The 24,759-nt window shown below is 59.9% G+C and carries 24 protein-coding genes; 9 read left to right on the top strand and 15 right to left on the bottom strand.

The window, feature by feature from the left end; genetic code table 11:
• Positions 1-6: 6 nt before the first annotated feature.
• The 7 genes from araG to BSF40_RS19280 form a co-directional block, all read right to left on the bottom strand.
• On the bottom strand, positions 7-1,545 hold the full coding sequence (araG, locus tag BSF40_RS19310; RefSeq protein ID WP_095966310.1) for an L-arabinose ABC transporter ATP-binding protein AraG: 1,539 nt from the start codon (positions 1,543-1,545) through the stop codon (positions 7-9).
• A 64-nt stretch (positions 1,546-1,609) separates the two neighbouring features.
• The gene (locus BSF40_RS19305) at positions 1,610-2,614 is read right to left on the bottom strand and encodes a substrate-binding domain-containing protein (protein ID WP_095966309.1); all 1,005 of its coding nucleotides are present in this window, start codon (positions 2,612-2,614) and stop codon (positions 1,610-1,612) included.
• A 138-nt stretch (positions 2,615-2,752) separates the two neighbouring features.
• Entirely contained in the window at positions 2,753-3,571 is an 819-nt protein-coding gene (locus tag BSF40_RS19300) for an SDR family oxidoreductase (RefSeq protein ID WP_007977027.1), read from the bottom strand.
• 274 nt (positions 3,572-3,845) lie between these two features.
• Positions 3,846-4,721 (bottom strand): SMP-30/gluconolactonase/LRE family protein, encoded by an 876-nt coding sequence (locus BSF40_RS19295; protein WP_095966308.1) that lies wholly within the window; start codon positions 4,719-4,721, stop codon positions 3,846-3,848.
• A gap of 127 nt (positions 4,722-4,848) precedes the next feature.
• A complete protein-coding gene (locus tag BSF40_RS19290) occupies positions 4,849-5,565 on the bottom strand; it encodes a FadR/GntR family transcriptional regulator (protein WP_095966307.1) in 717 nt (238 codons plus the stop codon).
• A 123-nt stretch (positions 5,566-5,688) separates the two neighbouring features.
• A complete protein-coding gene (locus BSF40_RS19285; protein ID WP_095966306.1) occupies positions 5,689-6,918 on the bottom strand; it encodes a hypothetical protein in 1,230 nt (409 codons plus the stop codon).
• A 35-nt stretch (positions 6,919-6,953) separates the two neighbouring features.
• Positions 6,954-7,403, bottom strand: coding sequence for a YcgN family cysteine cluster protein (locus tag BSF40_RS19280; RefSeq protein ID WP_007984794.1), 450 nt, complete (start codon positions 7,401-7,403; stop codon positions 6,954-6,956).
• A 164-nt stretch (positions 7,404-7,567) separates the two neighbouring features.
• Here BSF40_RS19280 and BSF40_RS19275 point away from each other — a divergent pair, with 164 nt between their 5' ends.
• Positions 7,568-8,161 carry a nitroreductase family protein gene (locus tag BSF40_RS19275; protein ID WP_095966305.1) on the top strand — a complete coding sequence of 198 codons (594 nt, stop codon included), beginning with the start codon at positions 7,568-7,570 and terminating at the stop codon, positions 8,159-8,161.
• A 125-nt stretch (positions 8,162-8,286) separates the two neighbouring features.
• Here the strand turns inward: BSF40_RS19275 and BSF40_RS19270 are convergent, their stop codons facing one another.
• The 6 genes from BSF40_RS19270 to BSF40_RS19245 all read right to left on the bottom strand — a co-directional run bounded on the left by BSF40_RS19270 (position 8,287) and on the right by BSF40_RS19245 (position 14,830).
• Positions 8,287-9,219 (bottom strand): D-2-hydroxyacid dehydrogenase, encoded by a 933-nt coding sequence (locus BSF40_RS19270; protein WP_095966304.1) that lies wholly within the window; start codon positions 9,217-9,219, stop codon positions 8,287-8,289.
• A 119-nt stretch (positions 9,220-9,338) separates the two neighbouring features.
• Positions 9,339-9,632, bottom strand: a complete 294-nt coding sequence (locus tag BSF40_RS19265; protein WP_095966303.1) for a YcgL domain-containing protein — start codon at positions 9,630-9,632, stop codon at positions 9,339-9,341.
• A complete protein-coding gene (rnd, locus tag BSF40_RS19260; RefSeq protein WP_095966302.1) occupies positions 9,629-10,762 on the bottom strand; it encodes a ribonuclease D in 1,134 nt (377 codons plus the stop codon). The genes BSF40_RS19265 and rnd overlap by 4 nt, the downstream gene beginning before the upstream one ends.
• A 123-nt stretch (positions 10,763-10,885) precedes the next feature.
• On the bottom strand, positions 10,886-11,536 hold the full coding sequence (locus BSF40_RS19255) for a class I SAM-dependent methyltransferase (protein ID WP_095966301.1): 651 nt from the start codon (positions 11,534-11,536) through the stop codon (positions 10,886-10,888).
• Between the two features lie 72 nt (positions 11,537-11,608).
• Positions 11,609-13,258, bottom strand: a complete 1,650-nt coding sequence (locus tag BSF40_RS19250; RefSeq protein WP_095966424.1) for a phosphoethanolamine transferase — start codon at positions 13,256-13,258, stop codon at positions 11,609-11,611.
• A gap of 189 nt (positions 13,259-13,447) precedes the next feature.
• On the bottom strand, positions 13,448-14,830 hold the full coding sequence (locus tag BSF40_RS19245) for a glutamine synthetase family protein (protein WP_095966300.1): 1,383 nt from the start codon (positions 14,828-14,830) through the stop codon (positions 13,448-13,450).
• Positions 14,831-15,315: 485 nt separating this feature from the next.
• Here BSF40_RS19245 and BSF40_RS19235 point away from each other — a divergent pair, with 485 nt between their 5' ends.
• The 3 genes from BSF40_RS19235 to BSF40_RS19225 all read left to right on the top strand — a co-directional run bounded on the left by BSF40_RS19235 (position 15,316) and on the right by BSF40_RS19225 (position 18,483).
• The gene (locus BSF40_RS19235) at positions 15,316-16,500 is read left to right on the top strand and encodes a cyanate transporter (protein ID WP_095966299.1); all 1,185 of its coding nucleotides are present in this window, start codon (positions 15,316-15,318) and stop codon (positions 16,498-16,500) included.
• Between the two features lie 13 nt (positions 16,501-16,513).
• Positions 16,514-17,431: a DMT family transporter gene (locus BSF40_RS19230; RefSeq protein WP_095966298.1), complete on the top strand. Its 918-nt coding sequence runs from the start codon at positions 16,514-16,516 to the stop codon at positions 17,429-17,431.
• 113 nt (positions 17,432-17,544) lie between these two features.
• Complete coding sequence (locus tag BSF40_RS19225; RefSeq protein ID WP_095966297.1) at positions 17,545-18,483, top strand: LysR family transcriptional regulator; 939 nt, start codon at positions 17,545-17,547, stop codon at positions 18,481-18,483.
• A 3-nt stretch (positions 18,484-18,486) separates the two neighbouring features.
• On the opposite strand, the gene BSF40_RS19220 is transcribed toward BSF40_RS19225, so the two are convergent.
• A complete protein-coding gene (locus BSF40_RS19220) occupies positions 18,487-18,852 on the bottom strand; it encodes a 5-carboxymethyl-2-hydroxymuconate Delta-isomerase (RefSeq protein ID WP_015093921.1) in 366 nt (121 codons plus the stop codon).
• A 51-nt stretch (positions 18,853-18,903) separates the two neighbouring features.
• Positions 18,904-19,830, bottom strand: a complete 927-nt coding sequence (locus BSF40_RS19215; RefSeq protein WP_095966296.1) for a LysR substrate-binding domain-containing protein — start codon at positions 19,828-19,830, stop codon at positions 18,904-18,906.
• Between the two features lie 440 nt (positions 19,831-20,270).
• On the opposite strand from BSF40_RS19215, the gene BSF40_RS19210 reads away from it, so the two are divergent.
• The 5 genes from BSF40_RS19210 to BSF40_RS19190 all read left to right on the top strand — a co-directional run bounded on the left by BSF40_RS19210 (position 20,271) and on the right by BSF40_RS19190 (position 24,743).
• Positions 20,271-21,146, top strand: coding sequence for a MurR/RpiR family transcriptional regulator (locus BSF40_RS19210; RefSeq protein WP_095966295.1), 876 nt, complete (start codon positions 20,271-20,273; stop codon positions 21,144-21,146).
• A gap of 13 nt (positions 21,147-21,159) precedes the next feature.
• Positions 21,160-21,915 (top strand): transporter substrate-binding domain-containing protein, encoded by a 756-nt coding sequence (locus BSF40_RS19205; protein ID WP_095966294.1) that lies wholly within the window; start codon positions 21,160-21,162, stop codon positions 21,913-21,915.
• Positions 21,916-22,025: 110 nt separating this feature from the next.
• Positions 22,026-22,745: an ABC transporter permease gene (locus BSF40_RS19200; protein ID WP_095966293.1), complete on the top strand. Its 720-nt coding sequence runs from the start codon at positions 22,026-22,028 to the stop codon at positions 22,743-22,745.
• The gene (locus BSF40_RS19195; RefSeq protein ID WP_095966292.1) at positions 22,742-23,452 is read left to right on the top strand and encodes an ABC transporter permease; all 711 of its coding nucleotides are present in this window, start codon (positions 22,742-22,744) and stop codon (positions 23,450-23,452) included. Before BSF40_RS19200 ends, BSF40_RS19195 begins: the two co-directional genes overlap by 4 nt.
• Positions 23,453-23,501: 49 nt before the next feature.
• Positions 23,502-24,743, top strand: coding sequence for an FAD-binding oxidoreductase (locus BSF40_RS19190; RefSeq protein WP_095966291.1), 1,242 nt, complete (start codon positions 23,502-23,504; stop codon positions 24,741-24,743).
• The last annotated feature ends 16 nt before the right edge of the window (positions 24,744-24,759 follow it).

Below are 24,759 nucleotides of genomic sequence, written 5' to 3'. Positions count from 1 at the left end.
CACCTCTCAGTTCGCCACGCCGTCGGCGCGTTGGCGCGGCAAAGCCAGTTGCAGCAGGTTGGATTCGTTGGCCTGGTCGCGGCTCAGTTCGCCACGCAGCGCGCCTTCGCACAGCACCAGGATGCGGTCGGAAATGCCCATGACTTCCATCAAGTCGCTGGACACCACAATCACCGCGATCCCCTCGGCCGCCAGGTTATGGATGATCTGGTAGATCTCGGCCTTGGCACCGATGTCGATGCCGCGGGTCGGTTCGTCGAGCAGCAACACTTTCATCGGCATCGACAGCCAGCGACCGAGAATGGCCTTCTGTTGATTGCCACCGGATAGAAACTTGATCGGCTGCCCGGCGTGTGGTGTTTTTACCTTGAGCGCCTTGATCTGCTGGTCGGCGTTGCCTTTCTCCCACTGGCCACGCAACAGGCAGCCGAAGGTGGAATGGGCGCCGCGGGCGCTGATGTTGATGTTTTCGGCGACGCTGGCCAGCGGCAGGATGCCTTCCTTCTTGCGGTCCTCGGGGCACAACAGGATCCCGGCGGCAATCGCATCCCGGGGTGAACGCAGCTTCAGTTCATGGCCACGCAGTTTCAGCTGTCCGGCGCGGTTTCGCGCCAGGCCGCTGAGCAGGCGCAGCAGCTCGGTGCGACCCGCGCCCACCAGCCCGAACAACCCGAGAATCTCGCCTTTGTGCACCTCGAAACTCACGGGCTCGCGTAACCCCGGCCCAAGCAGACCGTCGACCTTGAGCGCCACCGCACCGCGCTGGCGCGGGCGGTAATCGTAGATGTCCTGGATGTCGCGCCCGACCATGCAGGTGACCAGTTGATCATGGGTCAGCTCGCTCATGTCGTCGAACGTGCACACGTATCGTCCGTCCTTGAACACCGTCACCGCATTGCAGATGCGGAACACTTCTTCCATGCGGTGGGAGACGTAGAGCACCACTTTGCCCTCGTCCCGCAGCCGGCCGATGATCGCCATCAAGCGGTCGATCTCCCGTGCCGAAAGGCTGCTGGTGGGTTCGTCGAAGGCAATCACATGGGCGCCACGGGACAGCGCCTTGGCGATTTCCACCAGTTGCCGCTGACCGAGAGACAGGCGCCCGACTTTCTCCTGCGGGTCGATCTCATCGGCCAGGCCTTTGAGACAGGCCAGCGCCTGCTGGCGCAGGGCGCCGCGATTGATCAGGCCAAAACTGGCCGGCAGATGCCCGAGAAACAGGTTCTCGGCCACGGTCATTTCCGGCACCAGATGCAGCTCCTGGTGGATCACCGCGACGCCACTGCCGATGCTGTCGGCGGTGGACTTGAAGTCCATCGTCCGCTCGCCGATCTGCAAGGCTCCGCTGCTGGGTATGTAGGCCCCGCCGAGGATTTTCAGCAGCGTCGATTTACCAGCGCCGTTCTCGCCCATCAAGGCATGAACCTGCCCCGGATAGGCGACGAAGCTGATGCTGTCCAGCGCCTTCACCCCGGGAAAGGTCTTGCCGATCCCGTTGAAACGCAAGCTGCCGCTGTGTTGTTGTGTATGTGTTTGCGCGTGCATAACCCACCTCTTCAAACCGGACAGGCAACCTCGTCGCCGAGGCCGCCGCTGAAATCAATGGCCGTCAGTTCCACAGGCCGATCTTTTCCAGTTCCTGCTTGAAGTTGTCGCGGGTGATCAGCGTCACGTCATCCATGGCGGTGTACTTCGCCGGTTCTTTGCCGGTGGTGACCCACTCGTACATCATGCTTGCGGTGTTGTAGCCCTCGATGTGCGGGCTCGGCAGCATCGAACCATAAAAGCCGCTGTCGGGCTTCTTCAGCTCGCCGATGGCGTCGGTACCGTTGATGCCGATGCCGATCACGTTGGCCGCAGCGAACCCGGCGCTCTCGGTGGCGCGCACACCGCCGAGCACGGTGTTGTCGTTCATGCCGCCGATGATCAGGTTCTTCGCTGCACTCGGCAGTTTCACCAACGCCGAGTTGGTGGCGTCCATGCTGCCCGGCACGTCGAGGGTCTTGAGGGCCGAGAACAGGATGTGGTCCTTCGGCATGCCGGCGTCTTCCAGGGCTTTGACCGAACCGTCAGTGCGCTTCTTGCCGGTGTCGAGTTCGTTGTAGGTATTGATCACCGCGTACGTGTCTTTCCAGTCCCAGCCGCGTTTCTTCGCCTCGGTGGCCATGGCATGGCCTTGCTTCTGGCCGACTTCGAACGCGGCCATGCCGAGGTACGGCACGTCTTCCATGAACTTGCCGCTGGCATCGACGAAACGGTCATCGACAGCGATCACCTTCAACCCGTTGAGCCTGGCCTTGGCCATGATTGCCGGGCCGAGGGACACGTCCGGCGGGCAGATCACGAAGCCTTTGGCGCCATTGGCCGCGAGGCTGTCGATGGCCGACAGGGTTTTCTCACCGTCCGGCACGGCGATCTTGATCAGGGTGAAGCCCTTCTCTTTCCCGGCCTTTTCGGCAAACGCCCACTCAGTCTGGAACCAGGGTTCTTCCGCCTGCTTGACCAGGAAACCGATTTTCACTTCCTCGGCCGCCAGCAGCGTGCTGCTCAGGCTGACCGCCGAGACCGCCAACGCGGCACAGCACAGGGAACGGATAGCATGACGACGATTCATAAGCTGACTCCTTGTTATTTTTGTTGAGCGTTCTTTGAAAGCGTTCTGTAAAGCCTGGGCGGTAAACCGTACTGCCAATAGTCATATCGTATGATGATTGACTTTCAGGCGAACCAGGACGCCTGAAAGCCCGGCCACTCAGTCGTGGTACATCACCGAGCGCCCACCATCGATGGTGATGCACGAGGCATTGATGAACGGCGCTTCATCACTGGCCAGGAACACCGCAGTCATCGCCACTTCAATCGGCTGGCCGATGCGTTTGGGTGGATGCAGGTCAAACGCACGCTGGCGCTCAGCGTGAGGATCGGCGAAACCGTTCCAGTAATCGATATTGATCTGGGTTTCGATATAGCCCGGTGCGATGGCGTTGACACGAATGCCCCTGGACGCATATTCGATGCCCAGCGCGCGGGTCAGCCCGAGCAAGCCGTGCTTGGCCACCGGGTAGGGAAAGCAGCCCGGTATGATGTGGGAGGAATGGGTCGAGGCAATATTGATGATGCTGCCGATGCCCTGCTCGATCATCTGCGGCAGCACCGCCTTGCAGCCATACCACGCGCCATCGAGGTCAATGGCAAAGCAGCGACGCCAGTCTTCCTCGGTCATTTCCAGCGGATCACGGAACACGTTGACCCCGGCGCAGTTGACCAGCACATCGATCCGGCCGTGTCGCTCGACCGCCAGCCTGGCCATCGCCTGCAGATCCTGCGGCTGTGAAACGTCAGCCTTGATCGCCACTACGTCGGCGCCCTGTCCGCGCCAGTGCGCCGCGACCTTCTCGACCTTCTCGGCCTGAATGTCGCTGATGATCAGCCTGGCCTGCTGGGACGCAAAGGTCGCCACAATGGCCTCGCCAATGCCCTGGGCGGCACCGGTCAGCAGCACGACTTTGTCTTTGAGGCGCTCACCCTTGGGCGGCTCGGGCACCGGGGGCAATGACAGCGGTTCAGCCATGGTTCAAGACTCCTTTTCGAAAACACGACGAAAACCGGACATCAGTCGATGGCCGGTCAAAAGGCGTTGTGGAAGAAAACAGGTGAAAGCGAAAACGTTTCAGCTTGAAAACGCTCTGCGGCACTGTCTGCGCAAGGGAGCACGGGGGAATTTCGCTGCATCACTTCACCTGTTTTGTTTTTTTGAGTGTGAGTGCATGTAACTGGTGAGGCCGACTATAAACCTGGCCCGCGATAAATCTCAATATATATATTCGCATCCCATATTATGGGACTTAACCCGCAAAACGCGTGCAACGCTTCCCGGGCACATCCACTGGAATCGACAGCACCGCCCCATCCAGCGGATGTCCCAGCGGACTCGCCGCACTGGTGATGTACAGGGTTTTCAGGTCCTCACCGCCGAACACGCAACTGGTGGGACGACTGATCGGCAGTTCGATGGTCCGGTCGACTTTGCCGTCAGGGCTCAACCTGAGCAGACAGTGTCCATCCCAACGGGCATTCCAGATAAAACCCTCGGCATCCATCGCCGAGCCGTCCGGGCCGCCGCGCCCGTGCGGGCCAAACCAGACCTGCGGCGCATCGAGGGCGCCGTCGCTGCGGATGAAGTGTCGATACATGGTGCCATCGAGGCTGTCGCCGAAATAAACGCGGGTGGCATCATCGCTCCACAACAGCGTGTTGGGAATGCCCAGGTTGCGCAGTAACGGCACAACCCGCCCGGTACGATCGATGCGAAACAGTCCACCCGAACGGCGCACGATGGGCAGGTCTTCACCCTGTTCTCCGATATTGTTTTGCATGGTACTGAGCCAGAGCCGGCCCTGGGCGTCGCAGCGGGCTTCGTTGGGGCGATTGCCCGGTTGCGGATCGGCCACGCAGAACAAGGTCAGGCGCGGCGCCAGGCCCGGTGAATCGAGATCGAGCCGATACACGCCACTGCTCAATGTCACCAGCGCGTCGCCGCTTTCACAGGGGATGAAGGCTGACACATGCTCCGGCATCTGCCAGATCTGCACGTTGGCGCCGATCAACCGCAACGCCTGTTTACCCGCGATATCCACCCAATACAGGGCCTGGGTCGGCGCATCCCAGAACGGACCTTCGCCCAGTTTCGCCCGATGCCCGGTAACCGCCGTCAACGTCATGAAACCTCCTGCATGGTTCTTGTTTTTATGATGTAGGACCCAGCTTGCTGGCGATGGTGTGTCAGTCGGTCTCGTGGTAGCTGATAAAGCATCGCGAGCAAGCTCGCTCCTACAGGGGTTCAAGTTCTCAGCTGGCCTTTTTATCGGCCATGACTTGCGGGTAGTAACGCTTGATCGCCAGGGCGGCGTTATCGATCAGGGTCATGCAGGCCCAGACGCCCCGAGCGGTATCACGGGCCGCAATAGCCTCGGCCAGGTCCCGGTGAATCGGCAAGGTGCGGCGCAGTTCATCCGGGTCGGCGGCGGACACTTCAAAGGCCACCGCCAGCAACGCGCCGAGGGCGGGAACCATTTGTTCGATGAATTGATTGTGGCTGGCGGCCAGGATGCACTCGTGGAAGAGCTGGTCGGCACGGTTGTAATCGATGCCGCTGTCCACCGCCCGTTCCAGTGCGTTGCAGGCCAACAGGATCGCGTCCACCTGTTCGCCGGTTGCGCGCTCGCAGGCCCAGCGCACGGCCATTGGTTCGATGGTGCGACGCAGATCGAGCAGATCGTCGACGAAGTTTTCCGGCAAGCCGCTGCGCGACAGCCAGCCGACGACTTGCGGATCGAAGAGGTTCCAGCGCCGCACCGGCAACACCCGCGTGCCGACTTTCGGGCCGACTTCGAGCATGCCTTTGGCAACCAGGGTTTTGATCGCTTCGCGGATGACCGTACGGCTCACGCCAAGTTGTTCGCCGAGGTCGGCTTCGACCTTGAGTGACTCACCCGGCCTGACCTGCCCCGTGGCCAGCCAGCATCCCAGCCAGTCGACCGTCGTAGCATGAAAGCTGTTGGACATGAGCACCTCCAAGCCGTATGCGATGGAGGACTACGCTAATCATCATACGATTGGGTGTCAATTTGATTTTTTGAAGAAATCAGAAATCTGATGCGGGAGCGGGTTTGCTCGCGAATGACGGTGTTACTGAATCAACTCGGTACTGAGTACTTTTGAAGACCCACCTATCACGCTCTCGCTGAGCTGAACAAACGCCTGGGTATCGATTTCCCCCTGCTGCATCGCCCCGCGCAACACGTCGTCCAGTGAACGCTTGTTGTGGGTTTTCAGACGAATCTCGCGATCCAGTTCCTGCAGCAACACCACCGCCCTGGCCACCTGCGCCGGGTTGACCCGATCACTGCGCAGCGTGCTGACCTTCTGGCTGGCCCTGACCAGTTTGCCGTGCAGGCTCTCGTAGCGTTCATCGCTCATGCCGCCGGCCCGGCGCACCAGTTCGATGGCGTAATACTCGGCAAAGCCTTCATTGATCCAGTCACTGCGCTTTGTGCCGTTGATCCGCCCGAACACCTGAGCCAACTCGCGGACCAGGGCGCTGGAGCCGCTTTCGCTGACCAACGGCAGGCGACTGTTGAGGTAGATCGACTCATGCGCCGACCGGCTGCCACGCCACATCGGATCATTGGCCCCGACGATCAGCAGTTTGCCCGGGTGTCGCGGGTACAGCGCCTGCACTTGCGGCCAGACGAAAGTCAGCAGCGTCAGCACATCCATACGCCGCATGCCCTGCCCCAGCGGCGAGGCGACGGTAACTTCAGTCTCGCCCAGACGGGTACGGCGACTGCCAAGCTGGCCGGCGAGCATCCAGCCCGTGGGCCGGTCGAACAGCCTGGAAGGGTTATCGATACGGAACTTGTTCTGGCCGATCCGTGGCCACGCGGTTTCGACGCTTTTCCAGACACCGGGCAGCTCGAATTCAAGGCGTGAAACCAGTTCGATGCCATCCTGTTGATCGAGCCTGGCAGGCGGCACCAGATCGTCGCCGCGCATCAATGCCCAGTTTGGCGTCATGCGAGCATCAAAGCTGCCGTTCTTGCGCCCATGGTTGATACTCACCCGATACGTCAGGCTGGCCTTGTCAGTCGCTGGACGCCAGACACCCCGCGCCGCTTTGCCCGGGGTCAGTTGCCATTGGCCGTCGGCCTTGAAATCGCTGTAGTGGCTGCCGTCGCCCAAGTCGAAATCCAGGCTGCGTACCGCCGAGCCCTGGGCGAGCGTCAGGCGCACTTCGGCCTGATCGTTCTTCGGCAACAGGCGCACGTGATAATCCAGATCGACCTTGTTCGCTGCCCATACGGGCGCACTCACGGCCAGTAATCCAACGCCCCACGCCTGCCGCCATCCCACAGCCATACACACTCCTTCGTGAAAGGTTGAACCTCAGGCAGTCAGCCCGCGCGGAAAATCAGGTGATCCTCCCAGTCGTCTTCCGGCACGCTGCCTTCGGCGAGCATGCGCCCGGACTGGGAGATCCGCTCATGGTGCACGGCATCGCGATCACCGCACACCAGGTGATGCCACAACGGCAGGTCCTTGCCTTCGCTGACCAGACGATAGCCGCACGTCGGCGGCAGCCATTTGAATTCGTCGGCCTTGCCCGGCGTGAGCTGGATACAGTCCGGCACAGTGTCGCGACGGTTAGGATAATCCGTGCACTGGCAGGTTTTCAGGTCCAGCAGTTTGCAGGCGATGCGCGTGTAATAGACGCTGTTGTCGTCTTCGTCTTCAAGCTTTTGCAGACAGCACAATCCACAGCCGTCGCACAGCGACTCCCATTCCTCCTGATCGAGTTGATCGAGGGTCTTGCGTATCCAGAACGGTTCTACTTTGGCGGCCATGGTTCGAGCATCGACATCAGGTGGTGAAAAGGCCGCCAGTCTAGTGCCCGAAACCCCGTGGGCCAAGCATTGGCGACTGTCGGTAGAACGGGCTTGTCAGTTTCTGCGCTGCCAAGTAGGGTTTTTCGTCGCTCCCACTTTCAAAACCTGCAAGGAATCTCTTGATGAGTGCCAACCCACGCGTTGCCGATTACACCATTGACCCTCAGTTCACCGATCGCTGGTCGCCCCGCGCCTTCACTGGCGAAGCCATTGCCGAAGAAACCCTGCTGAGCTTCTTCGAAGCCGCGCGCTGGGCACCTTCGGCCTACAACTCGCAACCCTGGCGCTTTCTTTACGCACGTCGCGATACGCCGAACTGGGAACGCTACCTGGGACTGCTGAACGAATTCAACCGCAGCTGGGCGCAACATGCTTCGGCCCTGGTGATCGTGATTTCGAAAACCACCTTCACCGCGCCTGGCGCCACCGAAGAAACCCCGGCCCTGTGGCACACCTTCGACACCGGTTCCGCCTGGGGCCACCTGGCCCTGCAAGCGAGCCTGAGCGGCTGGCACACCCACGGCATGGCCGGCTTCGACCAGGAACTGACCCGCAAAGAGCTGAACATTCCTGAAGGCTACGCCCTGCACGCCGCCGTCGCGGTGGGCAAGCTGGGAGACAAGGCCAGCCTGGCGGATTACCTGCAGGCCCGCGAAGTGCCAAGCCCGCGTCGTCCGTTGAGCGAGTTGGCGGCTGAAGGCGACTTCACTCTCTAAGCCACACCGAAAAACCAATGTGGGAGCGGGCTTGCTCGCGAATGCGGTGTGTCAGTCACTGTGATTGTCGACTGACACACCGCATTCGCGAGCAAGCCCGCTCCCACACTTTGATCGCATTGGATTTAATACCCGCGATCGAAATCCACTTCCCCGCGCAACGCCTCTCCCGCCTGAAACGCCCGCAGGTTTTCGACAAACAGCTTCACCATCATCGACGGCGAAGTCGGTGCCGAACTGTGGCCGGTGAGCAGCAGGCCCCAGGCTGTCCAGAACGGATGCCGCTGGGGCAATGGCTCCTGACGGCACACGTCGATCACCGCGCCCGCCAGATGCCCTTCCTTCAAGGCTTCCACCAGATCCGCATCGACCACCGCCACACCGCGCCCGGCATTGATGAACAACCCGGTCGGCTTGAATTGCTTGAACAGCGCCGCGTCGTAGATATCGTGGGTTTGCGGCGTATTCGGCAGCAGATTGACCACGTAATCGACTTCACCGACCAGCCGCGGCAGATCCGCCAGTGAACCGACTTCGATGAACGGCGCCTGTTCCCGCGCGCTGCTGGCAACGCCATACAACTCGACACCAAACGGCACGAGGAACTGCGCGACACGCTGACCGATATCACCGGTGCCGACGATCAACACCTTGCGCCCCGCCAGGCTCTGGCCATGGCGGCTGTCCCATTTGCGCTCGACCTGGCTGACCAGTCGCGCCAGCACTTCACGTTCGTGACCGAGCATATAGGTGAGCACGTATTCGGCCATGACTTGCCCGAAGATGCCCACTGCACGGGTCAATCGATAGTGCCGTGGCAAGCCATCGGCCAGCAGCGGCGTAATGCCGGCCCAGGTCGATTGCAGCCATTGCGGTTGATGGCCCTGGCGTAACAGGGTCGCCAGCAGATCAGGCTGGCCGAGCCATACCGGACAATCGGCGGCCTGGCCGGCCAGTTCGGCGGAATCACCGCTGGTCAGCACCTCCAGGTCCGGTGCCGCCTCGCGCAACAGTTGGGCGTACACGGGGTGGTCGTGTTCAGCAATCAGGACGCGCATGCTTCAAACCTTTCAAAAACGGTGCAGACGGCAGCCGACAGAGCGCTGCTCGGTCGATGCTGCCATCGCTAAAATCAATCAGTGTTTCATAACCACGCTGAACAGAGCCTGTCTGCCATTCACACCGGATCGTTGCGGCGCAACAATTCTTCCGGCAAGTGCTCGATGTACTCGTCTTCGGCAGGCGGCATTTGCAGGTGATAACCCTGTTTCTCGAGGTTATCCAGCACGACCGTGATGTCCTCGCGCGACAGCTTGCGCTCCGGGCTCAGTACCAGGTCGAAGGCATGGATAGCCTTGCCGAAGGCGGCCATCAAGGCATCCGGCACACGCTCCAGAGCATCGCTCTTGAGCACATACAGGTACATTTCGTTTTTCTTCGAGCTGCGATAGATGGAGCAAATACGTTTCAAGGCTGTTCTCCGGCGGTGACCAGGCTGTCTAGCAGCGCCTGGCCCATCAATTCGCGGCGCCAGCCACGCAGCGAATCAGGCAATTGGTAGGGACCATTGGGGAAGCCGCTCTTGAGCAGCGCTTCCAGGGTTTTCTTGCGCAGCATCAGTTCCGGCGCAATGCTCAGGCGCTCGGCCTCAGCCTGGCCGATGGCTTTGAGCTGCTTGAGCAACACGGCAGCGTCCACCGGCAGCGGCTCCGGCACGGCTGGTGGCCATTGATCTGGCGACACACTGCCAGAGCGCTTGATCAGATCAAGCAGAAACTCACCATCCTGACGCACGGTACGCGGGTGCATGTCTTCGATTTTCGCCAGGGCGCCGAGATTATCCGGTTGCGTACGCGCCAGCGGCCACAACGAATGCTCGCGGATGATCCGGTTGCGCGGCAGGTCGCGGGCACGGGCTTCCTTTTCGCGCCAGGCGCAAAGTTCACGCAATACCGCGAGTTGGGCGCGGGACAGCTTCCAGGCCAGCTTGGCATCGCGATAGACCTCGTACGGATCTATCTCGCGACGCAGGTTGGCCACCAGTTCGGCACCGTCTTCCAGAACCCAGGCGTATTTCTCGTCAGACAGCTTTGGACGCAGCTTTACGAAAACTTCGGCCAGGTGCACGGCGTCTTCGGCGGCATAGCTGATCTGGGTTTCGGAGAGCGGACGTTGCAGCCAGTCGGAACGGGTTTCACCCTTGGGCAGGTCGATGCCGAGCACTTCCTGCACCAGGCGTGAATAGCCCATGGAGAAACCGAGGTTCAGGTAAGCGGCCGCCAATTGCGTATCGAACAGTGGCGCCGGCAGGCTACCGGTCAGGCGTAGCAGGACTTCGAGGTCTTCGCTGCACGCGTGGACAACCTTGACCACGGCCGGATTTTCCAGCAACGCGGCCAGAGGCTGCCAGTTGTCGATGGTCAGCGGATCAATCAGGTAGGCACGTTCGCCATCGCCGACCTGCAGCAGGCCTGCGATCGGGTAGAAGGTGTCGACCCGCATGAATTCGGTATCGAGGGCAACGAATGGCAGTTGCTGCCACTCGGCACAAAACCGACCGAGGCTATCGTTGTCGCGAATCCAGTGAATATCGATGGCCACACGGCTCTCCCTTGAAGAATGGCGCGCAGTATATATCGCCCCCGGCGATTTCCGCGCATCCACTGAACAAGAGCGTTAGCGAAAATGACTGCGTGACATGAAGAATAGTCCGACAAGGTCGGCCTAGCGGGTCTTACCCAGCACGTAGACCCGCATTTGTGCACAACCGGGGAAAAAATCCTGATGGCTGAGCAAACGGAATCCCGCCTGCCTGAACTCGCTTTCGACCCCGGCCTTGCTCGGTAACGGCCCCTCCAGGCTTGAATGCGCGCCCTTGAAACGTCCGTCGAGGCGCACCGCGACAATCACCGTATCGCGACTGACCCGGTAAAACTCGCCCAGCATCGCCAGACGATGCTCCGGGCTGTAAAGGCGTTGAAACAGTTGCATGCAAAAAATGCAGTCGACCGCGTTCTCCGACAAACCAATCGAGAAGGCGGAGCTTTGAAAGGTCTTGATCCGCTTCAACAGGCTTTGCGGGTGATGTGTGCGGGCATGATCGAGGATGTCCTGGGACGGGTCCGTCGCGAGGATCACCCGATTGGCATGTTCGGCCAGCACCGACCAGAAACGCCCTACACCACAAGCAACGTCAAGGATCAGGCCCGGCTCGCCAGCGACGTTAAGCGCATTACGCACCAGACGCGCCTCACGCCAGAGCAGCAGACGCCCGGTCAGGCCCGGCGCTTGCGGCTGAAGGCAGACGCGCGCGTGTTCCTGGTCGTAGCGCCGGGCAATCTCAAGCTCGATGGCGGATGGGGGTTGAGCGGACATGTGCAATGGCTCTTGATAAACGTTCAACAGGCCGCAGGTCGGCAGCCATCGAGTGAAACAAAATCGGAGCACTCAATCCTTGGCCAGCACACCGTCGGTCACCGGGCCACGACATCCGGCAAACATGTCCAGATCCCGGTTGTAGACCTTGCTGTTGACCTCCAGCAGCCCAAGCATCGAATGGAACAGGTTGTCCTGGCTCAGGGGCTTTTCACGACCCTGTTGCAGGCAGCGGGTATCTACCGCAAACGACTGTTTATAGCTGTCGGAGAACCAGGCAAACATGGCCACATGTTTTTGCTGCTCCGGTGCCAGCATGTAAGGCGTGCCGTGGAGGAACAAGTTGTACTCGCCCAGGGATTCACCGTGGTCCGACAGATACAGCATCGCGGTGTCCACTTTGGACTGGTTGCTGCGCAGCAGATCAATCAAGGTCGACAGCACATGGTCGGTATAGACCAAGGTGTTGTCGTAACCATTGACGATACTTTCGCGACTGCAATTGTTCAGGGCATTACTCTCGCAAACCGGGGTGAAACGCTCGAACTCTTTCGGATAACGCTTGAAGTACTCCGGACCGTGGCTACCCATCTGGTGCAATACCAGCACGGTGTCCTTGTCCAGGGTATCGATGAAATGTTGAAGTCCCTGCAGCAGGATTTCGTCGCGGCATTCACTGTTGGCGCACAGCGCCGGGTCTTTCAGATTGCTGACGTCCTGGAGGGTGACGCGATCGCATGCACCCTTGCAACCTGACTGGTTGTCACGCCAGATCACGTCGATACCCGCATGCTTGAGCACATCCAGCAGGCCTTCTTCGTTCTTGGCCTTGCTGGCGTTGTAGTCCTTGCGCCCCATGTTGGAGAACATGCAAGGCACCGATACGGCGGTTTCCGTACCGCAGGAGTGCACATCGGTGAAAGCGATCAGGCCATCTTCCTTGCTCAGTTTCGGCGTGGTGTCGCGGCTATAGCCAAAGATGCCGAAGTTCTCCGCCCGGGCACTTTCCCCCACGACAAGCACCGTCAGGGATTTGCGCCCGTGAGTTTGCCAGAGCGTATTGCGCTGAGCATCTTCACCGATCTTGACAAAGGGTTGCCGCGCAGTCGCTACTTTCTCGCGCAATAAACCAGCCGAGGCACCAATGTAGTTGCTTGGCACCACCATCAAACGCAACTCGTGGTGATTGCGAAACAGCGAAGACAAGCCTTGATAGTTAACCAGTGCAATACCACCAATGACGGTCGCAGAAGCAAATATCACCAGGACTTTACTAAGCAGCTCACGGTGCCAACGACGATAATTAATCGGTGCCTTCCACAATAGCCATGACGGCAATACACCGAGCAGCACAATATAAACAAACAACTTGAGCGACAGTAAGTCGCGTACTTCCGTAGCATTGGTTTCAGCGAAGTTACGCAACATGCCGGTGTCGATCAGGACACCATACTGGCTCATGAAATACGCCACGCCCGCGCTGACCATGAACAGCAGGGTCAGGACCGGCTTGAGCACCGGCCGGAAGGCCAGCAGCGTCAGCACGATGTTGAAAGCCGCGAAGATCATCATCCCGAAGGCCACGCGCATGACGATGCCTTTGCCATCGGACGTGGTGATTTCGAACAGGTGTTGCCAGAGTACAAAGTTGAAGCCAACCAACAAAAACGCACTGGCAATGAGTGTCACCCATTCGGGGCGCACGGCTTTAATCTTAAACATGAGGTTCGGCGAGTCCTGAAAAGAAGTGCCTTCGGTCAATGTGAAAATTTCATTGACCGAGACAGTTCAAATTTTAGGAAGCCAACCATCAATTTTTTGTGAAAAAGAAGCCAACAATTAGTTGGCTTATAACACCCGCCTGAAACTTCAGACTATTTGAGAATAGTTCAGCTTTGGTTCAGTTTCGGCTCAAGCCTGATGCAGGTACCAGCGCCAGTCCTGCTCACCCACTTCCCCCATGAACTGGCGGTACTCGGCGCGTTTCACCGCCAGGTAGACACCGAGGAACTCGCCGCCGAAGGCTTCCCTGGCCCAACTGGAACCTTCCAGCGAACGCAATGTGGTCAGCCAGTCCGTCGGCAACAGTTTCGCGGCCTGGGCGTAGCCATTGCCCTCCACCGGCGCACCCGGGTCGAGTTGTTCGCGGATACCGCGATGAATACCGGCCAGAATCGCTGCAGCCGCCAGATAGGGGTTGGCATCCGCGCCACAAATTCGATGCTCGATGTGCCGGGAATACGCCGGCCCGCCAGGGACACGCAAACTCACGGTGCGATTGTCCACACCCCAGGTGGCTGCCAGCGGCGCATAGCTGTTGGCCTGGAATCGACGGTAGGAGTTGGCGTTGGGGCAGAACAGCAACAGCGAATCGAGCAAGGTACTGAGCATGCCGGCAACAGCCTGCTTGAGCAGGGGCGTTCCATCCGGGGCTTCGCTGGCAAAGAGGTTGTTGCCGTCCTTGTCCGCCAGACTCACGTGCATATGCATCCCGGTGCCGGCCAGGTCATCGAATGGCTTGGCCATGAAGCACGCTGTCATGCCGTGCTTGTGCGCCACCCCTTTGACCAGACGCTTGTAACGCACCGCTTCGTCCATGGCCTGCAACGCGTCGGTGCGGTGTTCGAGGGTGATTTCCACTTGCCCCGGCGCGTATTCGGAAATGGCCGTGCGCGCCGGAATCCCCTGGTGCTTGCAGGCGCTGTAGAGATCGGCAAGGAAGGGTTCGATCTGCTCAAGCTCGCGCAATCCATAGACCTGTGTGCCGCGCGGACGCCCGCCATCGACATCCCGTGCCGGTTGCGGCCGGCCATTGCTGTCGCGTTGCTGATCCAGCAGGTAGAACTCCAGTTCCGCCGCCATGACCGGGTAATAGCCGTCAGCCTGCAACCCTTCGATGACTTTCGCCAGTAAGTGACGGGGATCGGCAATGGTAGCGGGCATCCCCTCAGTCGGGTGCATGCTGACCTGCACGGCCGCGGTCGGTATCAGACGCCACGGCATACGCGTGAGGCTGCCGCTGATCGGGTAGGCCCGGCAGTCGATATCGCCGACATCCCAGACCAGCCCGGAGTTTTCCACGTCATCGCCGTTGATGGTCAGGCCGAGGATGGTGCTCGGCAATGGCCGCCCGCTTTCATACACCGCCAGCAATTCGTCACGGTGCAGCAGCTTGCCCCGCGGCACACCGTTGTTGTCGAGGATGAACAGCTCGAACATTTCAATATCCGGGTTCTGTTCCAGAAAAGTCAGGGCTTCAAGCCGGGTGGCGAACGAGGTCGTGGCACAACTCATGGGAATTCTCTTTTTCCGTGTTTGACGGGTGCACAAAGGCACACGCACTTTAATTCCGGTACCTACCGGAATATGTAGGAACGATCAGCGGAAAAAGCAGGAATCCGGCGGGCGCGCATGTCGGCAATGCCACAGCGCCCAGAAGGCCAGTTCAGAAGGAAGTGCAGAGAGGCTTGGTGCGGTGGCAGGCGTGAATCGACGACCAAGGCTCGACGCACGAGCGCCGATGGTTGCCTTGAAGTGGATTGCGACTGGCCAACCGTCCATAGAGAGAACCGCAGAAAACAGATGACCGGCAGCGTCACACGATGGGTTCCGTCGTTAAATCAGGATTTGAAGAACCTTGGATGTCGTCTGGCTAAACATTCAACGGTGTCCGTATGACCGCACGCCTATTTAATTTCCAAATACATCCCCAGACTTTCTGATTTGCGGCCTTCAGGCCTCGCGCGCCTAATCGCAACCTTACCGTTCAAGGCCCGATCATGGAAAACACCCGCGCGACTACCCGCCCTGCCCTCTGGCTGATGTTCAGCATTGTTCTCGTCGCCCTGAACCTGCGTCCCTCCATGGCCGCCGTCGGACCTTTGCTCTCGGCAATTCGCGAGGACATCCCGCTGAGTTTCAGCCTGGCATCACTGCTGACCCTGCTGCCGGTCATGGCCATGGGACTGGCGATGTTTTTCGGACTGCGTGTCAGCCAGCGTCTCGGTGAACATCGCACTGTCGTCCTTTCGTTGCTGATCATAGGCATGGCCACGGTGTCGCGCCTGTTTCTCGATTCAGTCGCCGAATTGATCCTCAGCGCCGTACTGGCAGGTATCGGCATCGCCCTGATCCAGGCCCTGATGCCTGCGCTGATCAAATCCCGCTTCAGCGACCACGTTGCCTTGTGCATGGGGCTCTACGTCACGTCGATCATGGGCGGTGCCGCCCTGGGTGCGTCCTTTGCCCCGCTGGTGATGGCGTCTAGCGGCAGCTGGCGTATGGGCCTGGCGATCTGGGCCGTACTCGCCGTGCTGGCATTGCTCTTCTGGCGCAGCCAAAGCACCGGGATGCCGACACCGAATTCGAGGGCATCCAGCAAAGGATCGTTCTTCGCCAATTCCCGCGCGTGGTTACTCGCGATCTTCTTTGGCCTGGGCACTGCGTCCTACACCTGTGTTCTGGCCTGGCTGGCGCCGTACTACGTGGAAAAGGGCTGGAGCGAGCAACACGCCGGATTGCTGCTCGGGTTTCTGACCGCAATGGAAGTGCTGTCGGGCCTGCTGACGCCCTTCATCGCCAATCGCAGCCGCGACCGTCGAGTCGTGCTGATGGTCTTGCTGACACTGATCATCACCGGTTTCTGCGGACTGATACTGAGCCCGCAGCACTTGAGCCTGATGTGGCCATGCCTGCTGGGGCTGGGCATTGGCGGGCTGTTCCCGATGAGCCTGATCGTATCGCTCGATCACCTGGACAATCCATTGCGCGCCGGTGGCCTGACCGCATTCGTGCAAGGCATCGGCTACCTGATCGCCAGCCTGTCGCCTTTGCTGGCGGGGATCATCCGCGACCGGCTCGGCAGCTTTGAATGGGCCTGGTGGTCACTGACGGCGGTCATGGCGCTGATGATGTTGATGGTTTTGCGCTTCAACCCAAGGCACTACAGCCGCCACATCCACTGACCCGGAGCCTGCCATGAAAACCACCGGTTTCGCCGCCGCTCACGTCAGCATGCTGCTTTGGGCCTTGCTGATCGCTGCCTCGTTTTCCGCGGCGGCGCAAGTCAGCCAGGCCATCGACCCGATCCTGCTGACCGGTTTGCGCCTATTGTTCTGCGCGGTGGTGTTTCTGCCGCTGTTGCAGCGTGAAGGCAACGCCGTCATGACCACCCGCGGGCTGCTAGGTCACGCGGTGCTCGGCCTGCTGTTGGCGTTGTACTTCGGTTCGCTGTTCGAAGCGTTGCGCTACACCTCGGCCGTCAATACCGGGACGATGTTTACGCTCGTGCCGCTGATGACCCTGGCTTTCGAAGCCGTGCTCATACCTGACAGCCGCTTGAAACAACGGATTGTGCCGATGCTGCTCGCCGCTGCCGGGGCGGTGATACTGATCATGAAAGGCACCGGCCCCGGTGAGTTGCCATCGCCCTATGCACTGACTGTATACGGCATCGGTTGCCTGGCGATGGCACTCTACGCCCCACTCAGCCAACGCCTGAAAGCCAATAGCCTGAAGGGACGCGGGCCGGTGCCCATGACGTTCTGGAACATGCTGTTCGGCGCGCTGTTTCTGCTGGTGTTCTGCGGACTCAGTGGCGGTTGGCGCTCGGCATCATCACTGACGCTCAAGGACTTCTATTGGTTGATGTACCTGGCGGTGTTCGCCACCCTGGCGACGTTCTGGCTGCTGCATCGGGCCATCGGCGTGATCGCGCCATCCTCGGTGATTTCCTACATCTACCTGAGCACGCTGTTCATTACCTTGTTTCATTGGTTCTGGGGACGCCAGATGCCGCTGCCGCTGGAGTTGGCCGGCGCGCTGCTGGTGGGCATCGGCATGTTCGCGCTGTTGATCTCCAGCCGCCGCACCGTGTCGGCGATGGTCCAGCGTTGAAGGGCTCCAGGGGGAAACTTCCTGCAAGGCATTTTCCCTGTTCGCTCATTCCGTTAGGATAATTCACCCACCCTGCACAGGGTCAGCGCAAGGGATGCAGCGAGACGCAACGGATGCTGAACAGTAATTCGCTTAGAAAACTCGACATGCAGGACCTCCTGGTGTTCGTCGCCGTGTACGAGCAGAACAGCGTCACCGGCGTATCCGAGATGCTTAGCGTCAGCCAGTCCACAGTGAGTTACTGCCTGAAAAAACTGCGCAACAGCTTCGAGGACGAACTGTTCATCAATACCCGTACCGGCGGCATGCAACCCACCGACAAGGCCAGCGCGATGTACCCGCACGCGCTGAAAATCCTGGAAAGCATCAACTTGTGTCACGCCGGCTCACCCGCGTTCGACCCAGGCCTGCAAGCCGTGACGTTCAACCTCTGCGCACCGGAGTATTTCGAGCAGTTGATCCTGCCGCGCCTGTTGAAAACCTTCGCCCTCGCCGATCTCCCGGTGACGGTCAATGTGCTCAAACTCGAAGCCGACATCCCGGCCGAAGCGTTGCGCGAAGGCAATCTCGACCTGGTGATGTGTTTCGGCCCGAACTTTCATCGCAGCCACGTCGATTTCAAATCCCGGACGCTGCTCGATGATGATCTGGTCTGCGTGTTCGACAAACGCGCCACCCCGGCGGAACCGCGTTTGAGCCTGCAAACCTATGTTGAACGTCGACACGTGTTCCCGACACCCTGGACGTCCGCCACCAACATGGTTGACGGCTGGCTCGCGCAGCAGGCCAAACAGCGCCAGATCGTCGCGCGCGCCAACAGTTACAGTGCAGCGCTGAAGCTGATTACCGGCACCGACTATGCCCTGACCCTGCCCCGGCGCATCCAGCGGCTGCTGGCCAGTACCGACACCTTCAATCACTGTGAAGCGCCCGAGGGTTTGCCGGGTTTCACCCTCGACATGCAGTGGAGCCAGCGTGTCGATCAGGACAGCGCCAACACCTGGCTGCGAGCGCAAGTGATCCAGGCCTGCACCGTGCAGGAAACGGCCTGATACTCAGTGGCTGATGGCGGTCTTGCTGTAGGAGTCGCGATCGATGTCGAGAATTTCCACGCACAGCTGGACTTCAACGCCGCTCGGCCACTCACACAGGTCCTGAACCACCGCCAGCAGGCTTTCGGAAAGTTGTTTCTTGATCTGTGCGGAACGACCACTCAACAGTGCGAGTTTCACATGCACGAATGCCCGCTCAGACAGAGCAGTACCGACCTTGAACGTTTCGACCCTGACCGCGCGGCTCTTGATGTCGAATTCGGCAGCAAACTGACCGGAACCCACCAGCGTATTGTTCAACCGCATCAACGCCACATCGGCATTCAGGTCAGACAGGTTGGCGGTGTATTCCATGTGCAGGTGAGGCATGAGTTGGCTCCTGGAAGGGGATGGAAAGGTCGTACGTATAACACGCCCTGTTCATTCGGGCAGCGGCAAAACGGCACGCTCACTCATGAACGCCTCCAGGCGCGAACGCAACCAGCGCTCGGCAGGGTCGGTATCGACATGACTGAGCCAGACCATGGACAAATCCAGGGTCGGTGTCTTGAACGGAAAGGGCTCCTTGAACAGCATTCCGGAAGCCGCCATCGCCTCGGCGGTGTAGTCCGGCAGGCTGGCGATCAGGTCCGTCCCGGCGAGCAGTGCCGGCAACGAACTGTATTGCGGCACCGAGAGCACCACCCGGCGCGTGCGGCCGATTTCCGCCAGCCACTCGTCGGCGTAGCCACTGACGTTGGCGGTATGGGACACCAGCACGTGCGGTCGCGCGCAATATTCGTCTAGCGTCAGCGGAGTGTCGCAAGCATCGGCGCGCAAAATGCTGGGCTGGATATGCCGCAGCAACTTGCGCTTGGCATTGGCCGGCAAGCCACGGGTCTGGCTGATACCCACCGTGATATCGCCGGACGCCAGCAAGTCGGGAATCCGCCAGTAATCGACATGCTGCACCACAAACACCACCTTTGGCGCTTCCTGGCGCAGCGTTCGCAGCAAGGGCGGCAACAGGCCGAACTCGACATCGTCGGACAACCCGATGCGGAACGTCATCGTGCTGCTGGCCGGGTCAAAATCATGGGTCAGACTCAAGGCCACGGACAAGGAATCCAGCGCCGGCGACAGGTGCCTGATGATCTCCTCAGCCCGTGCCGTCGGCTCCATGCGATGGCCAACACGGATGAACAACGGATCATTGAACATCGCACGCAAGCGGTTGAGCGCAGAACTGATGGTCGGCTGACCGAGAAACAGCTTCTCCGCCACCCGGGTGACATTGCGCTCCAGCATCAGCGTTTCGAATACCACCATCAGGTTGATATCCGCCTTGCGAAGTTCGTTGCGATTCATCCAGTGTCCCCGTCCCCCAAATCTGCTGACAGTTTAGGTAGCCGGGGCAACTGCCGTCTATCCAACTCAAGTTCAACAGCCTGATGGGGTTCACGCTTGATGGATTGAGCAGGAATGCGGACCGTTGCCAGCTCGAAAGAAAGCGGCCTCGAACGAGCAGCTTTACCGCTGCATTTCAGCTCCCCCCAGGCGTCCTGCCAACGATGCATTAGAAAATGACTGATATCGCGCTAGATGACCAAGAGGATGGTGCACATGGGATTTTTGGCTTCTCCACTATACAAGGTCGTGCTTGGAGCATCCTGAAGCTCCAACCGAGTTATCGATGCTGTGTACCAGAGTGACGACCATCGGTCGTGACAGCTAACTGTCACGTATTGACTTAATGACAGAAAACACGCACTTTCTTTCTAAGCGCTGAAAAACAACAGGAAGCAGCCTTGAGCCAGCCCATCAAACAACGCCTTGAAAGCAGTCTTTCAACCGCCTCCGCCTCTGGCAGGGTGATTGCTAACTATATGCTGGCCAACCTCTATGAACTGCCGTTTCAGACCGCCGCTGATATCGCCGCGAAATTGAACGTCAGTGAATCCAGTGTGGGGCGCTTCTGTCGCTCACTCGGATACAGCCACTTCAAAGACCTGAAAAACGACCTCAAGGTCGACCTGGGCGATGGCCCATGGCTGGTGGGCGATCGCTTGCAGGAATTTCGCCATCAAGCCAGCCAGGGCCCGCAAGGCCTGCCGCGCAGCTTCGAGTTGGAAGTCGCGGCCCTGGTCAAGGTTTACGAATATAGCCTCACCCCGACCTGGCACAGCGTCAGCCAGCGCCTGGCCACTCGGCGCAAGGTATTCGTCGCCGGGTTCCAGACCGAGCGTGGCATCGCGGCGTCCATGGTGCATCTGTTGCAGTACCTGCGCGATGACGTGCACTGGGTCGATGGCGCCGCCGGGCATTATGCCGAGGTGCTGCTCAGCGTCCCCGATGACTCTGCACTGGTGGTATTCGAGGCCCGCCGCTATTCACGTCACGCCCTCACTCTGTGCCGCAAGGCCCGCGAGGCCGGAATTCAAGTGACGCTGGTAACCGACACCTTTTGCGACTGGGCCGAACAGAACGCCGATGAAGTGTTCCGCGTGCCCACCGAGTTCAACCTGTTCTGGGAATCGACAGCGGCGATGCTGTCGCTGGTCCACCTCCTGGTCAACGACGTCTGCAAACAGCTGGGTCCCGAGGTCGAAAAGCGTCTTGAAGCCATCGCGGCCTTACACAACGAGTTCGTTGGATACACATCGTCACCAAACTCAAAACAATAAAACGAGGTGCTGGATGAAACACGTCATTCGCTTTGCCGGTGTATGCGCAATGGTCCTGGCCGGGGCCAGCAGCGCGCAGGCTGAAGTACTGAAGATTGCTACCGAAGGTGCTTACCCTCCGTTCAACTACGTTGACTCGGACAACAAGCTGCACGGTTTCGATGTGGATATTGCCAACGCGCTGTGCGAGCGAATGAAAGTCCAATGCAAGATCGTCGCCCAGGATTGGGAAGGGATCATTCCGGCACTAATGGCGAAGAAATACGATGCGGTCGTGGCATCGATGATCGCTACCGATGAACGCAAGCAAAAAATCGATTTCACCAACCACTACTACCGCACTCCCCTGTCCGTGGCCGTGGCCAAGGACTCGAAGATCACTGACGCTCAAACCAACTTCAAAGGCCTGTCAGTGGGTGCCCAGTCTTCCTCGACCCAGGCCATTTATGCCGAAGAGCATTACGGCCCGGCCGGTGCCGACGTGAAGTTCTATCCGACCTTGGACGAAGCCAACAGTGACCTGGCCGCAGGCCGGATCGATGGCGTGATCGCCGACAAGTTCCCGCTGCTGGCCTGGGCCGAAGCCGCCGGCAAGGACTGCTGCAAAATCATTGGTGACGTCAACGGCACCACCGCCGATGCCTCCATCGCCATCCGCAAGGGCGACGATGCCCTGCGCGAACGCTTTAACACGGCGCTGGCTGAAATCGTTGCCGACGGCACCTACAAAAAGATCTCCAGCCGCTACTTCGCCTTCGATATCTATTGATCGCCAGGCCTTCAGCCGAGACTGAAGGCCTTCTTTCCATGCACGCTGCCCTGCACCCTCTCCGGGTGCGGCGCCAGCGTGCGGGCTTAACTTTGCGAGAGGGTTCGAGCATGTTCGAACATCTGTCACTTTTATCCTTCGCCAGCGGTGGCTGGGGTTCGGCACTGCTGGCTGGCGCGCTGGTGACCATCGCCCTCGCCCTTAGCTGCTTACCCATCGGTTTGCCACTGGGCTTGGGCGTGGCGTTGGCGGCCCGCTCCCGGCAGCGCTGGTCGCGGGCCATGGCCACTCTGTTTTCCACCGTGTTTCGTGGACTGCCCGAATTGCTGACCCTGTTGATCATCTACTACGGCTGCCAGATCGCTGCGCAGAAACTGTTGGCCGCCATGGGCTACGAGGCCGAAGTCACGATCAATACCTTCGCCGCCGCAATGATTGCTTTCAGCCTGGTATTCGCCGCGTTCTCCAGCGAAATTTGGCTGGGCGCCTTCAAAACCGTGCCCAAGGGTCAGTTCGAAGCGGCAGCGGCCCTTGGCCTGTCCCGACGCACAACCTTTACCAAAGTGATACTGCCGCAATTGACACGCATTGCTTTGCCGGGCCTGTCGAACAACTGGTTGTCGCTGCTCAAGGACACCTCCTTGGTATCGACCATTTCCTTGGTCGACCTGATGCGCCAGACCAACCTGGCCGTCAGTGTCACCAAAGAGCCCATGTTCTTCTATGCCGTGGCCTGCTTTGGCTACCTGTTTTTCTCGGCCCTTTCCGGTCGGTTGTTCCAGCTCCTGGAGCAGCATTTCAGCCGCCATCAACGGAGCGCCCACCCATGAGCTTCGATGAATTGCAGAATCTGTTCCTCAGCCCTGACTTGTTGGAGCGTTACGGTCCCCGCTTCATCGAAGGCCTGTTGGTGACTGCCAAGCTGGTGACCATTTCCTTCACCCTTGGCGCCCTGCTCGGTCTGCTGATCGCCTTGGGCCGGTTGTCGAGTAACCGCTTTATCAGCCGTTTTACCGGCGTCTACGTGTATTTCTTCCGCGGTTCGCCGCTACTGGCACAGCTGTTCATGCTCTATTACGGCCTGGGTTCGTTCAAAGGCTTCTGGCAGGACGTGGGTTTGTGGTGGTTCTTCCGTGACGCCTGGTTCTGCACACTGCTGGCCTTCACCCTGAACACCGCGGCCTATCAGGCCGAGATTTTGCGCGGCAGCATCCTGGCCGTGACCCAAGGCCAGCGCGAGGCCTCGAAAGCCCTCAGCCTGTCGCGCTGGACCACCTTTCGCAAAGTCATCCTGCCGCAATCTCTGCTGGTCGCCATTGGCCCGCTGGGAAATGAACTGATCCTGATGATCAAGGCCAGCGCCATTGCCTCGCTGGTGACCATCTACGACTTGATGGGGGTGACCAAGCTGGCCTTCTCGCGCAGTTTCGACTTCCAGATCTACCTCTGGGCCGCCGTGCTCTATCTGCTGATTGTGGAAGTCGTGCGGCGCAGCCTGAAAGCGCTCGAGGGCCGCCTCGGCCGTCACTTGCAGTAAACCAAATTCTCTCGGGCTGCCGTGCGCGCCCCTGCATCAGGGATACACCATGCATTGCGAAACCATCGTTCTGGGCGCAGGGATTGTCGGCGTCAGTACCGCACTCCAGTTACAGGCCCGTGGCCGTAAGGTCGTGCTCATCGACCGCCAGCAACCGGGTAACGGCACCAGCCACGGCAATGCCGGGCTGATCGAGCGCGCTAGCGTAATTCCCTACGCATTCCCGCGCCAGTTGTCGAGCCTGATGCGCTACGCCCTCAACCAGCAGTCGGACGTGCGCTACAGCCTGAAGTACCTACCCAAGGCCAGTCCATGGCTGCTGCAGTACTGGCGGCACTCCGGGACCAAGGGCTTGGCCGCCGCAACCCGGGCCATGTTGCCGTTGGTGGAGCACTGCGTCAGCGAACACGATCTACTCTCTGCACCGGCCGGCGTGGATCACTTGATCCAGGCCAGTGGCTGGGTCGAGGCCTACAATTCTCCATCGGCGTTTGCCAAGGCCCAACGCGACGCTGCTGCGCTCATGGACTATGGCCTGAATTACAAAGTGCTCGACCGCGATCTGATGCATGCCCGTCAACCGGGCTTGCACAGCAGCGTGGTAGGCGGCATTCACTGGCTGGACCCCAAGACCGTTAGCGACCCCGGCGGCCTGACACGCGGTTATGCCAAACTGTTCGTCAAACGCGGCGGCGTGTTCGTCCTTGGTGACGCCCTATCCTTGAGCCAGCGCGTGGGCAAATGGGAAGTGCAGAGCGAACAGGGCCTGGTGATTGCGGATGAAGCTGTGGTCGCCCTCGGCCCGCAAGCCCGGAGCATTTTCGAGCCACTAGGGTATGACATTCCTCTGGCGATCAAGCGCGGTTATCACATGCACTATGCCGCCCTGCCTGGCACGCGCTTACAACGACCGCTGCTTGACCCGGTGGGAGGTTATGTCCTGGCACAGATGGTCGGCGGCATTCGCCTGACCACCGGGATCGAGTTCGCCGACAGCCAGGACCCGGTCAACGAAATCCAGCTACGTCGCTGCGAAGAGCTGGCGCGCGCCTTCTACCCGCTGGGCGAACGCCTGGATGCCGAGCCTTGGCTGGGACGCCGTCCATGCTTACCGGACATGTGCCCGGTGATCGGTCCGGCGCCACGACACAAAGGTTTGTGGTTCAACTTCGGGCACGCCCACCACGGCCTGACCCTTGGACCTGTCAGCGGTCGGCTACTGGCCGAGATGATGACCGGTGCGATGACCTTTACCAACCCTGCCCCGTACAGCGCCGAGCGCTTTCACTGACTGCCGGAGTCAAGAC

It is taken from the genome of Pseudomonas sp. ACN5, from assembly GCF_002303975.1.
Classification (GTDB): domain Bacteria; phylum Pseudomonadota; class Gammaproteobacteria; order Pseudomonadales; family Pseudomonadaceae; genus Aquipseudomonas; species Aquipseudomonas laurylsulfatiphila.
The sequence above is the reverse complement of the archived record's forward strand: the minus strand, read 5'-3'. Positions and strand labels throughout refer to the sequence as shown.